Below are 14,541 nucleotides of genomic sequence, written 5' to 3'. Positions count from 1 at the left end.
AAAAACCGCGTCTGAGAGGCTATGTCTGATCCGATGATCCTCAGTTTTTCCAATATTGTATTTTCAGAGAGGAATGCATTGATCTGCGTTGACAGCTCTTCATATAGCGTGTCGGTTTAGGATCCTGTGCCCTAATCATGGACATAGCGATGATCTCAGGCCAGTGATCCAGAAAGTAGTGCTTGAGTTCAGGAACTATGTCCTTCACTGCGGATAGAAGGAGTTCGAAATTGCCGAACTCGTATATCGATCTCCTATTCTTCTCCACAAGGCCATGTTCATCTGCCCTCTTTGTGTATTCCGATACACCGAAACGTTTCTTCTTCTCCCTGTCCTACCACGTTGTGTCCCTGTATAGAGAGATAAGAATTTCCGCTTTTCTTGACTTTAACAGGATTCCGCGTTCCTCTCCAATCCTTTTGGCAATCTCCCTGATTTTGGGATTCATGTACTCACGAAAAAGCGAAGGATTAGGAACAATAAAGATTTTTTTTTGACTTATGTCCTAGAAAATTGAGGAGTTAAGGTTATAATTATGACCGAGATGAGAAAAATTAGGAAATCTCTGTGGCGTTATAGTAGTTTTCAGGGGCGTAAAAAGAATACTCGCTTCCTTGCACTGTGAAGGTTACTGAATAAGAGCTTTCGTAAAGAGGCATCGTGTAGTTTGAGCCGTTATCTATTTGATTGTAATTGTTAAAGGAGTAAATCGTACCACCAGGATATTGAGTACTGTCAATAAAACTGATGGAAGAAAATTGATTCAAAATTGTTGCAGCAAGGCCTATAGTAGATGCTATAAGGCTGAGAGATTCCGCGATCACAGCACGTTCTCCCAAATCAAGCTCATTTACAGCAGCAATACCGTCCACGACAGCCAAACCCAGTGAGAGAGGAGAAGAAAAAGAATAGAATAATTTCATTGCTTCTGCTGTTTTCTTAAGACCATTTGTCGCGTTTGTCCATCCGGATGTAATTGCCCAGAGTGTACTTGACTGATAAGCCTCGCCGTTCCCTTTTGTTTTAAGTTGTATTGTACCGTTACTGAATTGCAGAAGTGCATGTTGCACTGTCCACGCCACAGGTATAGGGACATCTTCGGCCGTTATCTGAATCCCGGCTGTTGAATTTATGTTTATTATCTCTCCGATTGTAGAATTTCCATCATAAATCGCTGAAACCAGTGTATCGGATATGAGGTACAGACAATTCGGATATATGTATTGGTATGTAAGTTTATAAGTATATGTATTCCTGACGTAGTGCGAGAACTGGTATTCAGCCCCCTGAATCCCTACAAACGCAGTCGTGCGGTTCATAGCATTTGAACTATTATCTCCTAAGATTTCTGATATCTTTGTCGGCACAGTACTCGTTGCATTTCCGCTTGCAGAGACATTGATACTAACAACGTGCATGAAAGAGGGGGACGTAGACATTGTAGTGGATTCCTCGCCTGAACTCGAAACGTAGACCTGGTTTGAATTAAGACCTATTGTGCCGTTCAATACAAAAATTGAACCTCCAAAAACCACCTGGGAATTTCCATCATCCGCCCTTCTGCCAATGTGAATACCTCCGAGAGGAAGTATATAATAGAATGTTTCTGTGTGCTTAAGTGTGTTCACGGTTTCGGTAACGTATCTCGTTATCAGTTCCTCTTTTCCACTGCATAAGGGATTTACAAGGGGTGAACTTAGATCGGAATGAGAAACCGCATAAGATGACGCATTATCCATAATTACTGTCTGGATTGGCTGCGAAGGGAAGGTAAGATTAAGGGTAAAGTTAATATCTGAAATATATAAGCTGCTAAATCGGGATAAATTTAATTGTGTACCTTTAAGATATGACGATAGTACAGGCGTCACATTCTTTGTTATGTTGAAATGTGTCATCCCCTGCATTGCTGGATTGAAAGGAAAATTGTTGTAGTACTGGAATATCTTTGCCGTTCCATTGTCAACAACAGTTTTGAGAGCCTCAACTGTTAAGGATGGATAATTAATACCTTCATATTTGAAAAAAAGGTCTCTCCATTCATTTGTTATATTGTTGAATGTTGGATTCATAAAGAATGAACTTGTGTTGTTTTCCGGTGTCAAAGTTACGTTTAAAACCATGTCGTCAGCACCGTTGCTTGACTGATTAGACGTTGATACATTATATCCGTATAGAGAATCCCTGAAAGATGCAGGAACTGGAAAGAACATCTGAACATTAATCGTTGTATTATTGTTGAGAAAGGGTTTTCCATTATTGACCATTACGTCAACCTTAGGGCCAAGGTAACCTACTATCCTTGACGATTCTTTTTTAGAAGGTACCGTTCTGGACACTTCATAGTATGTGAAGAATGACACTACTATGATGGCAGCAAGAACTATGGCAACAATCTTTAAAGACTTTGATATTGGCGGTTTGTCTTTACTCGATTCTGCCATGCTTAGTTATAAATTTATGATATATATATATATATATATATATATATATATATTTGTGCCAATAGCGATTGTGATGTGATGCTTAGGGGAATCGAAGGGCAAATAAGAACATAATCACATGGTTATTAATAGATCGCTGTTAGGGAGGTTGTGACCCTATACTCATGGAAATAAACGTGCCAACAAAAAAATATTTTGTGTATAAGACAGGATACAAATAGAACCAAAGTTGGAAGAAACGAAATTAAAAATAAGTTTAAGAGGATTCTAAAATTCTTTGTGAAATTTTGTCTTACAGGGATTCGTTTTTCAAGAAGGTTATTGTTCTCTGTTCGCTCTTATTTTATTGTGATATATCGAACAAACAGGAGCAAATATTTATCATAACCTTATCAGCTCCGTATATTGATCTGTTGCCTCCTCCACGCTTATCCTGACGTTTTTTTTGCAGTACCAATGAGAAAAATGTTCATCGTTGATATCTCGATTTCGAAAGATTATTTCTTGCCGTTATCATGTTTCGTAACTTTTCTTTCCCTATTTCCCGGCTACGAGTCCTCAAACCGCAATCGGGATTTATCCTCATTATTTCCGGATCACTTATGATTCCAAGCGCGTAATTTATTCGATCTTCTATGAGTTTCACCGGTTCAATAAAGTCGGTATGAACATCAGTAACGCCGACACCCAGAAACTTCTTTGCCGATAATGTCTCATTGACAGCCGCAAAATATTTTATGTCCTGGTATCCTACGCGTTCTTCATCATCCGTTCCAGGGTTTATCGTGTCCCTGTTTGCGTATTCCAGATTGTATCCATCAATATCTAGCTCCGGCATCTTGTCGTAGACTAGGCGATAATCCGTGCTGTAGCAGACATGCAAACTCTTTTCTGCTGAGATTCCGCTAACACTTCGGTTAATAGATTCCACAACGAGATCCATTTCTGATGGATGAGTGGTGGCAGCCGGCTCGTCTATTTGAATTTCCAGCTTTCTTCCATTAGAAACCTTATCCCACACGTTCTGTATTGCCTGAAGTTCCTCATTTATGACTCGTGCAAATTCCATTGCGAGTTCGCGCCTATTTGAATAAAAGTCATTGAAGGACCAGTCCATCATAGTATAGGGACCGGTCACCGGTACCTTCATTGGTTTTCTAGACGATCTTGCAACAAATTCCACCTCGTCCAGATGAAAGGGGCGAGACCTTTCAAGCTCGCTTACTACACTCCCTTTCTTATAATAACGATTATCAAAGGATCTGACCATGCCATAGAACTTGATCCCACTAAGTTTATCAGCCAGGTGTTCATACATTTCCCACCGAAACATCTCCCCTCCAACACCAATGTTATCCATACCAACTTCATCAAATACCGAGAGCGTTTCAACCGTAGCCTTTCGTGCAAGCTCCTCAAATTCAGGGGTACCATAAATCTTGTGAAAAACCTTTGAAAGATAAAGCGGCTTCCTAAAACTCCCGATTTCCTGTGTAATGAGTCCGGCCAATTCAATCACCTGCCGTTCCCAGAAGCTCCACCTTGGAATTAGCTATGGATTCGGGGAGGAAATCCAGGTAATCGTTTGTAGTCAGTATCAAATCGTCATAGTTCTCAAAATTCTTCAGTCCATCGGCTTTTTCCATAGCAGTTTTGTGAGCATCAATAAATTTTACACCCGGAACTCGAGAGTGCGCTTGTGCAACATCCAGGTATTCAGTATCTGTGATTACTGATTCTAATCTGGAATCGAATTTTTTAAAGTTATTCTCGCCCAGATTGCCAGTTGTTATGAGCGTCAAAGAAAAATTTCTTGCAAAATCAGATAAGAACGATATATCGTCATTGCCATATGGAACAGACTCAAAGAGGACTATTTTTTGAATTCCGAAAACTCGCGCGATCTTTGCATAATTATCAAGAATTGAACGGGAGAACTTTAAAAAATCTAATTCATCCGGGACTATAGACATCTTGAAAAATGTGTACGGGGATGGAAAAAACAGGGATGCATTTTTGTCAAGATTGAATAGTGGAAGAGGCGGATTCTCCTTCAGTTCGAAGAAATCCTTTGGATCTGCCTGGATACCGCCTACAGATTCTACAATGGGTTTGCGATAAAAAGTGTTTGTTTCAAGGTAACGAGTGAGAGGTCCAAGTTCTATTCCCTCCATGCTCAAGGCAAGTGGCCGGAATATATCATACCAGTTGAGGAGTGGATCCGTATAATAGGTTATTCCGTTGTCCTGAAATAATTCATATATGCGCCTCTTCTCACTGTCTATAGCCTCACAAATTTCTTTACCAGAAATGATGTCTCTTTCCCATTGACTGAGCTTCTTCCTCAAATTCTCGTTCTTTGGATATATTCCATAAACCATGGTTTTTATTCTCATACCACACCTCGAAACAATTTAAGCATCGGATTTATTGCAGATTTTTTCCCTTATTCCCGAGAGCCATTTACATCATGGTTATCCTGAGGTTAGAATTAACTTTTTTTAATACAATATTTGTGCCAGTAATAATTTTACCAACCAGATAAACGATACATAAAAGATTCATCAGATGTATTTGAGATCTTATCGCTTTCGGATAATGCCTTCGAGTTTTCTGTACCTGATCAACTCCATAAAGTACCACACGAAGAAAGCTGGCGTTTTTGTCAGTTTACTCTCTCCGTGATCCCTTTCCTTGAACTGAAACGGTATTTCTGCTATACTTAATTTCGCATTAGACGACATGATCAGCATTGGAATCTCATACCCTACCCAGTTATCAAAAATTTGTACCTTAAGATCCTTTCTGAAGGCGATGAAATTAGATAACGGATCCGATAACTGATTTACAGATCGAAGAAAATGTCTTGCCATGAATGTCGCACCACGTGATATAACGCCCCTGAGAGCCTTTCTGTCACCCGGCGAACCACCTTCCATGTATCTTGATGCGCTGACGAAATCATACCCTTCCTCCAATTTTTTATACATGTCCATTATTTTTTCCGGTGGGTGTTGCAAATCCGAATCCATGATAATTAGATATTTGGAATTGGAAACAATGATTCCTTTGTACCTTGCCAGAAGGGTACCCCTTTTCTTGTTACCAAATATGTATTTTGCATTGTGATTCTCACAGTAATCCATAATGAATTCCCTCGTTCCGTCTGTGCTTCCGTCATCCACGAAAATTAACTCGTATGGAATTGTAACGGAATTCTCAATACGGCTTACCAGTTCTGGAAGGTTATATATTTCATTGTATGTAGCCAGGATGATACTTAGATCTGCTTTCTCTTCTCTCATTTCAAGCTGAAAATAGGAATGGTTATATTAATCTCTTTCCATATGTGTGCTTAAATTATGTATGAATGAACAATTGTGGGGATCTATAATTTAAAAAGAGATCCTTTATATCACTTAATTCGTAATTAAAATCTGCATCCGGTATCGGCTAAAAAATACAACTGCCTGTTTTCTGACAAAACATGAAGCAAAAGAGTATTGTGAAAATGATTGTCTCAGGATGTCCCATCCTCCTTTGCCCTGGAAACTCTCTTCATAGTGAAATAATACGCAAGATACATCACTATCGCCACTGCAGCAATTATTGCAAAGAGTATGTAGACATGATGTCCCTCGAGAGCGTATGAGAGCGCGTAAAACCCAAGAGTGAAGAGGACAATGTCCCAGACAAAAGTACCGATGAAAGAATAGAGAAAGAATTTTTTCAACGGCATTTTCGCAAACCCAGCAGGGAAACTTATAAGTCCGCGGATTCCCGGGATCAGCCTTATTATCAAAACTGCAGCAGGTCCATTTACAACGAACCATCTATCGAACGCATCGAGGCTCTCCTTCTTTATGTGAAACCAGGCCAGATGCTTGTAAACAACTTCTTTTCCAATTCCGTAGGCAATGTAATAATCTACGGCCATCCCGATCAATCCGCCAATAACTGCCATGGTAAAGGCAAGAAATGGATTCAAAACACCTATCTTTGAGTAATACCCAGCAATGGGCATTATTATCTCGCTGGGGATCGGCAGAGAGGCGGATTCAAGAAGCATCAATCCAAATATCCCCTCATAACCGTACTTCGATACTATCTCGGTAACGAGGGAGGATGAGGCATGAAGAAGGCTAAGTATGGATTCAATGAAACTCATTTAAAAGGGAAAATAAAAGTTGTTTAAAGATGTTTGTGTTGAAAAATTATGTTGCAGAACTTACATGGAAGCGTAATAGGCTTCATCGTATGGTTCTGGCTTCAGGCCCTTGCGTTCCCTTATCTTTCCGACTATCTCAGGTTGAAGCTCGCGGGGAACCTTCTGGTACCCGGAGTTCTCGGAATTCCATAGAACCTTACCGCCGGTGGCGCTCCTTATCGCGGAAGCAAAGCCGAACATATCAGCAACCGGGACCCTTGCAGAAACGATTATCTCGTCTCCTTCCTGGTTCATTTCTTCTATTACTCCCCGTCTCTGTTGCAATTCGTTCGTGACCGATCCCATAACTTCCTGCGGAACATTGATGTAAACCTTCTGTATCGGCTCCATAAGGATCCTTTCGCCTTGTGTCATAGCTCCGTATATTGAGTTTCTACCCGCGGGGATAACCTGTGCGGGTCCCCTGTGGATACTGTCCTCGTGTAGCTTGGCATCAACGAGCCTTGCCTTAACACCGTAAACCTTCTCGTTTGCGAGCGGGCCTCTTGCCATGACCTCATCGAATGAATCTATAAGGAGTTCCATGGTTTCATCGAGGTACTGTATTCCCTTTGTCACGTCAACCATAAGATTGTCTCCACTAACTGCCTCTAAACCACGTGCTTCTTCCCTGCTCAATCCAGCTTTCTCAAGCAGGTCTGTTATTACCTTTTTGTCCTTGAAACGTGAACCCTGAGGTATCGTGCCTTCCTTTATCAGATCTATGACCGCAGGTGGGAGAGGTTCGACTTCAAAATAAAACCGGTTGTGCTTATTCGGCGACTTCCCTTCAAACGGACCACCTTTATGCTCAACTGTTTCCCTGTATACAACGATCGGATCGGAAGTTGTTACATCAACCTTATAATCGTTCCTGATTCTGTAAAGCGTAATCTCTAGATGAAGTTCCCCCATACCAGAAATAAGGTGCTCGCCGGTCTCCTGATTTATATCCACCTGAATCGACGGGTCAGCCTTTGAAACACTTCGGAGGACATCGATCAATTTCGGTAAATCCGCGGTATGCTTTGCCTCTATAGCAAGCGTCACGACTGGTTCAGAATAATGCACCATCGGTTCGAATGGCTCCATATCCGGAAGTGACGAGACGCTGGATCCCGCCATGGCAGCCTTGAGACCAACCATTGCTGCTATGTTTCCTGCGGCTATCTCATCCACCGGTATTCTATCCGGACCCACCATCATAGATAACATCTGGATCTTGTATTTAGTGCTTCCCTGACCGGATATATACAGTTCGCTTCCTTTTACAATTGTCCCACTGAATACCCTGCCAACGGCTATTTCACCTGCGTGCGGGTCGACGATTATCTTTGTAATCATTACGCTTACCGCACTATCATGTCTGCAACCTAGCATTGCTTTTCCCAAGTCCGAATCAAGATCCCCTTTCCAGATCTGCGGAATTCTGTACTTCTGGGCTTCCTTTGGATTCGGAAGATGTTTGATAACAGCGTCAAGAAGAACACGATGCAGTTGTGCTTTTTTTGCAAGTTCCTTTTGCTTTCCGTCCCTTACAAGATCAACAATATCCTTGAATGATATCTTATACAGAGCCATTGCTGGGACCGATATAGCCCAGTTATTATATGCGGATCCGAAGATGACTTTTCCGTTCTGCACATTCAGTTGCCAGTCGTTCCCGAACTCAGGATGCGAATACTTTGTTATCAGCCTGTTGACGTCCGTAATGATCTTAACGAAGCGTTTCTGCATCTCGTCCGCATTCAGCTTCAGCTCGTTTATGAGCCTGTCAACCTTATTGATAAAGAGTATCGGCTTTACGCGTTCCTTGAGAGCCTGTCTAACTACGGTTTCCGTCTGCGGCATAACACCTTCTACGGAATCTACAACTATGACTGCACCATCGACAGCACGCATTGCTCTTGTAACGTCACCACCAAAGTCAACATGACCCGGCGTATCTATGAGATTGATCAAATATTCCTTCCCTTCAGAATCATGAACCATAGAAGCAACGGCAGCGTTGATCGTTATGCCACGTGCCTGCTCCTGCTCGTCGTAGTCAAGCATCAGCTGTTTTCCTGCGAGGTCTTCACTCATCATGCCAGCTCCGGCAATAAGGTTGTCACTAAGTGTCGTTTTTCCGTGGTCTATATGCGCGGCTATGCCTATGTTCCTGATTCTTTCGGGTTGCTCGATAAGTTTCATAGCCTTGGCAATATTGTCTTCTTTTCTTCCCATACCCAATTCATTCCTTAAAAATTGAAAATGTGTAATACCTATGACTTGATCTGTATTTCTATCTGTACACCGTCTGGAATTGGAATCCTCATCAGTTGCCTCAGGGTCCTTTCGTCTGCATCGACGTCGATAAGTCTCTTGTGGACTCTCATTTCCCATCTGTCCCACGTAGAAGAGCCTTCTCCATCGGGGCTCTTCCTGACCGGAACAACTAATCTCTTTGTCGGGAGAGGAATCGGACCATGGATCTCGACGCCCGTTCTGCTTGCGATACCCTTTATTTCGTTGCAAACTAGGTCCAATACGTTATGTTCTGTACCACTCAAGGAAATCCTTGCACTATATGATGCCATAATTAATCGCCTTATTTTACTTCAAGGTCAATGCATTGACCGGCGGCGACAGTCTGACCCATATCCCTAATAGCAAATCTTCCAAGCTGAGGGAATTCAGATACCTTTTCTATTACGAATGGCTTGTCTGGAACGATCTTAACTATAGCAATGTCACCTGTCTGTATGTAGTCTGGATGATCCTTGAGTGTTGTTCCATCCTTGGGATTGAGTGTTTTTACTATTTCCTCGAAGCGGCACGCTATCTGGGTTGTATGGACATGAAAGACCGGCTTATAACCTGCTGCTATCACACTCGGATGATTCAGGACCACGATCTGCGCTGTGAATCCTTTGACGACCGTGGGTGGACTCGACAGAACACCGCAAACGTCTCCTCTCTTAACGTCGTTCTTTGCTATGCCCCTCACGTTAAAACCTACGTTATCTCCAGGCTCGGCCTGTTGCATAGGTTCATGGTGCATTTCTATTGATTTAACTTCACCCTGCTTGTCAGCTGGCTCAAATATGACCTTATCGTTAACCTTAAGGATACCAGTCTCAATTCGTCCTACCGGAACTGTTCCGATACCAGTGATTGAATAAACATCCTGAACAGGGAGCCTCAACGGTTTGTTTGTTGGTTTATCTGGAACTTTCAGAGCATCAAGAGCTTCCAGAAGTGTAGGGCCACTGAACCATTTCAAGTTATCTGATTTCTTTACAATATTGTCGCCTTTGTATCCGCTGATCGGTATTATCGGAATGTCTTTATATCCAACAGATTTAAGCAATTTCTCTATCTCTGCCTTGACCTCATCGTACCTCTTCTGCGAATATGGCGGCTGCGTCGCATCCATCTTGTTTATAAGAACGATCAATTGCTGAACGCCAAGTGTTCTGGAAAGGAAGACGTGTTCTCTTGTCTGAGCCATTACACCCTCTCCTTCCCTTGCCGACACAACAAGCATGGCAGCGTCAGCCTGGCTTGTCCCTGTAATCATGTTCTTAACAAAGTCCCTGTGGCCGGGAGCGTCGATCAGCGTAAAATAATACTTTGACGTTTCGAATTTCCTATGGGCAAGATCGATTGTAACTCCTCTTTCTCTCTCTTCCTTAAAGCGATCCATCACCCAAGCGAACTCGAATGTCGCCTTTCCCTTCTCATCGGCTTCTTTCTTGTACTCGTCGATAATGTGCTGTGGAACCTCCCCGTGCTCGAAGAGCAGACGCCCTACAAGTGTGGATTTTCCATGATCAACGTGTCCTATTGTAACCAAATTTATGTGTGGTTTCTGCTGTGCCATTTTACATTTCACCTAGATTTTTTGAGTAATTGGAATTATTCCCAATTTTAACCGAGATTGCTTGGACTATATATAGACTTTTTTCAACTTATCGGTTTACGAGGAGTATTATTTGCGAAACTATTCTTAATTGAAGCGAAAAATGATGGTGGATTTTTTCCCCCAGTTTGAGTTTTATTGAAAGGCAAAATGACTCAAAATTTAGCCGCATCATAAAGAGGAGTGAAACGTGATGCATATAAACACTTTTTTTCGCACCCACCCATAGAATTCATCAGGAAATGCTGACATGAAGGTGGTATTTCTGGGAATTCTTTTTGAAAGAATAAGCTTAACCAAGCTAGTAAAAGGCTGCATACCAAGGTGATCAATAGTAAACCGCGATTTGCACCTTCCAAGATTCGTTTTCATCGCTGAGAACCGATTCTTCGATAGATCGAAAGAGTCTTAGAAAATGTTATTATCCATTATTCTATTATTGATAGATTAAAAATGTCTAGACTTGTATTACATGAGAGAAACAGACCATACATTGTTAAAGTGGGCGATCAGGAGTTGCATCTTTGTGGATGCGGTCTTTCAGAAAACAAACCGTATTGCGATGGGCACCACAAGTTAGCCCTTGATGAAAAAGAAGGCACATTCTTTTATGACAGTGAGGGAAAAAGAGTTAAGATGACGAACTTTTATGAAAATCCTAAGTGAGAGGATCAAAAATCTTTTTCTTTCAAATTTTACATGATTTATTAATGAAGGGATGCGTCCTTACTTTTTTTTACGCGAAAGTTAAATTAATAAATATGAATCACGGTTCGTTAGGAGAGCGATAAATGTCAAGAATGCACACACGAAAAAGGGGAAAATCGAAGTCAAGAAGGTTACACACACCAGAAGAGGGTAAAATAAGCCAGCTTACAAATGACGAGATAATCAAGACTGCAGTGGATTTAAAGAAAAGTGGACTTACGAATTCCGTTATAGGCGTAAGATTACGTGATCAGTACGCGGTACCAGGAACTAGAACAGAACTGGGAGCCAAATTGAACACGATATTTAAGGAAAACAATCTTTCAGATCCAGTTCCTGAGGATCTTATGAGTCTCATCAAGAGATACAAAAATGTCAAGGCGCATACTGAAGTGAATAGAAAGGATCAGAGCAATATACGTGGTCAAGGACTTATCATGGCAAAAATCCTCAGACTTGTTAAATATTACAAAAGAGAGGGCTACCTTCCTGAAGAGTGGAATCTAAACAGAGTGCTTTGAAGTATCTTTAATGCTAAAAGACATCATTAGCTCCGAATTCTATAGCGTTTTAAAAGAAGGTTCAAAAAAAATACTAGAGAATGAAAGAATAAGAGTTTTAGTCCATAATGACGGTGACGGAGCATCATCTGGCATTATTCTGTGCAATGTACTGAAGAGAAGCGGGATTGAATTTGATCTTAGCTTCATAAAATCCCTTGACCCAGATGGCTTCAGAAGAAAAGTTCAGGAATCCTCTGACATTTTTACCGTAATAGCGGATGCGGGATCAGATCAGGCGCAATTTATTCCTGAGTTTGATAACATCGTCATACTAGATCATCATTTCTACAAGAAAAGCGAGTTCAAGGGTCTGAATATCAACGCACGTGATTATGGCGTAGACGGAACCAGGGAAGCATGTGGCGCAACGATGTCTTTTCTCATGGCCCTCGCCATCAGCGAGAAAAATTCCGATCTATTGCCATTCATGATTGCCGGACTAATAGCTGATAAACAGGACATAGGTGGTTTTAGGGGTCTGAATGCCACTATTGTTGAACACTATGGAAAATCTCTCGAGGAAAAACACCCATTGAACCTTGAGGGCGAAAATATAGGGGATGCACTTACTTTCTCTATCGATCCTTTCATTTACAACCTCTCGGGAAAACCGGAAAACGTAAAAACAGCGCTAGAAGGCATTGGCTTGGACCCGAGCATCGCCTTGAATTCAATAACAGATTCAGACTCAAAGAAATTGTTTGAATTCCTTGCTCTTCGACTGCTCCAACAGGGTGTTTCGTCGGAGAGCATAAAGTATCTTGAAAGTGACATCTTCTTCTTCCGGGATCTCGGTTTCTCGTCAAAAGAACTCTCCACAATCATAGATGGAAATTCGAAGCTTGGTGAAAACGGAGTCCCAGTTGGTTACTTCCTCGGCGAAAAAGGCTTACAGGATGCTATGATAAATAATTGGAAAATCTACAAGTCAAAACTCATTGAATATACCTATCGTGTCTTTAAAGAAATTTTTGAGGAAAAAAATGTAAGGTATTTTTATGCTCCCGAGCAGGAGATGACAGGTGCAATTAGCGGCATACTAACCCTTTACGTCCTAAAACAAGACAAGCCGCTCGTTGGCATTAATGTTGGCGATAGCGACACTAAAATAAGTTCCAGGGCTGCTAGGCCGCTTTTAAGTCGAGGGTTAAACCTCTCCACAGTAATGAAAGAATCAGCTTCCCAGGTAGGCGGCAGTGGTGGGGGACACGATATTGCAGCCGGGGCGATTATACCACGAGGAAAAGAGAAACAGTTTATAGAAATCGCTAACAATATCATAGGCGGTCAGCTAGGGCATCGGGAAACTACTTGAATTTCCACATTTGGTTCAATTACACAAAGTAGCGAGTCGAAGTACACTGATTGAATATTACGGGACGAATGGGAATTACTCTTTAACAAAACATCAGTCCATGAATGTTAAAAAATACCCCAATCCATTTTCGGGGGTAATGTTCTTGTCCTATCCTGCCGGGTTCGAGCCAATGGACCATTCACGAGATAGATGAATGATTCACTAAGTGAGCCGTTATTCACGAGTTAACATCACGAATCTGTTCTTATTTGGCAATAAGTTGACCGAATGCGCGTTGGTACTAGGATAGTTCCAAGAGAATTCACCTAAAGAGTGAAAGTAAAAGGCACTAATTTCAGAAACAGAGTAAGAGCAAAATTAAATTTAGTATGAACTCAAGTTTAACAATGTGAAAATGTTCATGCAATAACATATCTAAGCTCACATTTGCGATACGATCTCTGATCCAGTTATCCGGTTTACCCCTCAAAATTTTAAAGAAACTTCCACAAAACCTTTAATCCAATGAAGAATTATATGTTGAATGCCTAGGGTTGGGGTTTTTACCCATGATTTCAAATTTTACCACGATTCAATCCAGTTGTTGAGGAGATGGAATCTCCCTTTTGCGAGCCTTATAGACCTACAAAACGTTCCCCCCGATGTAAAAGCCGTCCTAAGTTCGTCCAAGGATCAAGAATGCTCTGAAATCCAGTTTAAAGCAGATACCCCGAGAGAAGGACTTAGAAAAGCATTGCCAGCTCTCTTCCTGAAGAATTCCTTTCGTGAATTATTCATAGGAATTGATCCAGGACCGTATCCGGGAATAGCGATACTTGCGGACGGAATACTAACGGAAGCCTACGAATGTTCAAGCCCAGAAAAACTGCTGGAAGACATTACAGGAATTATCTACGAGTACAAATATGAATTTTTAGAAGTCAAGATGGGCAATGGGGATATCCCTAACAGAGACTACATAAGGCGATTGCTGTCTGAAAAGGATATACATGTGAAGGTAGTGGACGAAAAATACACAAGCTTTCCTCATAAATTACATGACAATGCATTATCTGCAGCGCGAATAGCAGGCGTTGAAGAAAACTATAGAATTTCTCCAGAAATTCAAAATGGGATACACAGAAAAGATGCTTATGATCGTGAATTCATCACATTAAGAAGAGCCATTATGGCGTCTCAAAACTGATTCTACGCTTTGCCTTTCCATTCTTTTGGTTAAGGGAACATCTGTATAATTGACGGGTGGTCACTTATCCATAAAATAGGATGATGATTATTGTTGAACTTCGCGACCATATCGGCTTGACTCACAGAATTCCAATAGTATGGATCTTAAAATGTTCCACCCTAACTTCAAATTAGATCCGTTTCGATCAATCCACAAACTGTATGATCAT

At 41.4% G+C, this 14,541-nt stretch carries 13 protein-coding genes; 4 read left to right on the top strand and 9 right to left on the bottom strand.

Translation table 11 applies throughout. The features are described from left to right. Positions 1-40: 40 nt before the first annotated feature. The 9 genes from LVQ96_03845 to tuf form a co-directional block, all read right to left on the bottom strand. The gene (locus LVQ96_03845; protein MCW6170285.1) at positions 41-268 is read right to left on the bottom strand and encodes a hypothetical protein; all 228 of its coding nucleotides are present in this window, start codon (positions 266-268) and stop codon (positions 41-43) included. A gap of 286 nt (positions 269-554) precedes the next feature. Continuing rightward, positions 555-2,444, bottom strand: coding sequence for a hypothetical protein (locus LVQ96_03840; GenBank protein MCW6170284.1), 1,890 nt, complete (start codon positions 2,442-2,444; stop codon positions 555-557). 469 nt (positions 2,445-2,913) lie between these two features. Beyond that, positions 2,914-3,954, bottom strand: coding sequence for a methionine synthase (locus LVQ96_03835; GenBank protein ID MCW6170283.1), 1,041 nt, complete (start codon positions 3,952-3,954; stop codon positions 2,914-2,916). Position 3,955: 1 nt separating this feature from the next. Then, on the bottom strand, positions 3,956-4,840 hold the full coding sequence (locus LVQ96_03830) for a hypothetical protein (protein MCW6170282.1): 885 nt from the start codon (positions 4,838-4,840) through the stop codon (positions 3,956-3,958). A 186-nt stretch (positions 4,841-5,026) separates the two neighbouring features. Then, positions 5,027-5,749 carry a glycosyltransferase gene (locus LVQ96_03825; protein ID MCW6170281.1) on the bottom strand — a complete coding sequence of 241 codons (723 nt, stop codon included), beginning with the start codon at positions 5,747-5,749 and terminating at the stop codon, positions 5,027-5,029. Positions 5,750-5,964: 215 nt separating this feature from the next. Continuing rightward, positions 5,965-6,612: a DedA family protein gene (locus LVQ96_03820; protein MCW6170280.1), complete on the bottom strand. Its 648-nt coding sequence runs from the start codon at positions 6,610-6,612 to the stop codon at positions 5,965-5,967. Positions 6,613-6,672: 60 nt separating this feature from the next. After that, on the bottom strand, positions 6,673-8,877 hold the full coding sequence (locus tag LVQ96_03815) for an elongation factor EF-2 (protein MCW6170279.1): 2,205 nt from the start codon (positions 8,875-8,877) through the stop codon (positions 6,673-6,675). A 38-nt stretch (positions 8,878-8,915) separates the two neighbouring features. Next, positions 8,916-9,230, bottom strand: coding sequence for a 30S ribosomal protein S10 (gene rpsJ / locus LVQ96_03810; protein MCW6170278.1), 315 nt, complete (start codon positions 9,228-9,230; stop codon positions 8,916-8,918). A gap of 11 nt (positions 9,231-9,241) precedes the next feature. After that, positions 9,242-10,516 carry a translation elongation factor EF-1 subunit alpha gene (gene tuf / locus LVQ96_03805; GenBank protein MCW6170277.1) on the bottom strand — a complete coding sequence of 425 codons (1,275 nt, stop codon included), beginning with the start codon at positions 10,514-10,516 and terminating at the stop codon, positions 9,242-9,244. A 492-nt stretch (positions 10,517-11,008) separates the two neighbouring features. Here tuf and LVQ96_03800 point away from each other — a divergent pair, with 492 nt between their 5' ends. The 4 genes from LVQ96_03800 (at position 11,009) to LVQ96_03785 (ending at position 14,330) form a co-directional block, all read left to right on the top strand. Further along, entirely contained in the window at positions 11,009-11,221 is a 213-nt protein-coding gene (locus LVQ96_03800) for a CDGSH iron-sulfur domain-containing protein (GenBank protein MCW6170276.1), read from the top strand. Between the two features lie 125 nt (positions 11,222-11,346). Next, positions 11,347-11,784 carry a 30S ribosomal protein S15 gene (locus LVQ96_03795; protein MCW6170275.1) on the top strand — a complete coding sequence of 146 codons (438 nt, stop codon included), beginning with the start codon at positions 11,347-11,349 and terminating at the stop codon, positions 11,782-11,784. Between the two features lie 10 nt (positions 11,785-11,794). Next, positions 11,795-13,141, top strand: a complete 1,347-nt coding sequence (locus tag LVQ96_03790; protein MCW6170274.1) for a DHH family phosphoesterase — start codon at positions 11,795-11,797, stop codon at positions 13,139-13,141. Positions 13,142-13,667: 526 nt separating this feature from the next. Further along, positions 13,668-14,330 (top strand): hypothetical protein, encoded by a 663-nt coding sequence (locus tag LVQ96_03785; protein ID MCW6170273.1) that lies wholly within the window; start codon positions 13,668-13,670, stop codon positions 14,328-14,330. Positions 14,331-14,541: the final 211 nt, after the last annotated feature.

The sequence above is a fragment of the Thermoplasmatales archaeon genome, from assembly GCA_026127925.1.
Classification (GTDB): domain Archaea; phylum Thermoplasmatota; class Thermoplasmata; order Thermoplasmatales; family Thermoplasmataceae; genus JAKAYB01.
Note: the sequence above shows the minus strand (reverse complement) of the source record. Positions and strands in the feature narration are given on the sequence as shown.

Bases quoted from the DNA above. Each gene is read 5' to 3' on its own strand.
- LVQ96_03840 (MCW6170284.1), bottom strand. From the start codon at position 2,444: ATGGCAGAATCGAGTAAAGACAAACCGCCAATATCAAAGTCTTTAAAG.
- LVQ96_03830 (MCW6170282.1), bottom strand. From the start codon at position 4,840: ATGAGAATAAAAACCATGGTTTATGGAATATATCCAAAGAACGAGAAT.
- LVQ96_03825 (MCW6170281.1), bottom strand. From the start codon at position 5,749: ATGAGAGAAGAGAAAGCAGATCTAAGTATCATCCTGGCTACATACAAT.
- LVQ96_03820 (MCW6170280.1), bottom strand. From the start codon at position 6,612: ATGAGTTTCATTGAATCCATACTTAGCCTTCTTCATGCCTCATCCTCC.
- LVQ96_03815 (MCW6170279.1), bottom strand. From the start codon at position 8,877: ATGGGAAGAAAAGAAGACAATATTGCCAAGGCTATGAAACTTATCGAG.
- rpsJ (MCW6170278.1), bottom strand. From the start codon at position 9,230: ATGGCATCATATAGTGCAAGGATTTCCTTGAGTGGTACAGAACATAAC.
- tuf (MCW6170277.1), bottom strand. From the start codon at position 10,516: ATGGCACAGCAGAAACCACACATAAATTTGGTTACAATAGGACACGTT.
- LVQ96_03800 (MCW6170276.1), top strand. From the start codon at position 11,009: ATGTCTAGACTTGTATTACATGAGAGAAACAGACCATACATTGTTAAA.
- LVQ96_03795 (MCW6170275.1), top strand. From the start codon at position 11,347: ATGTCAAGAATGCACACACGAAAAAGGGGAAAATCGAAGTCAAGAAGG.
- LVQ96_03790 (MCW6170274.1), top strand. From the start codon at position 11,795: ATGCTAAAAGACATCATTAGCTCCGAATTCTATAGCGTTTTAAAAGAA.
- LVQ96_03785 (MCW6170273.1), top strand. From the start codon at position 13,668: ATGCCTAGGGTTGGGGTTTTTACCCATGATTTCAAATTTTACCACGAT.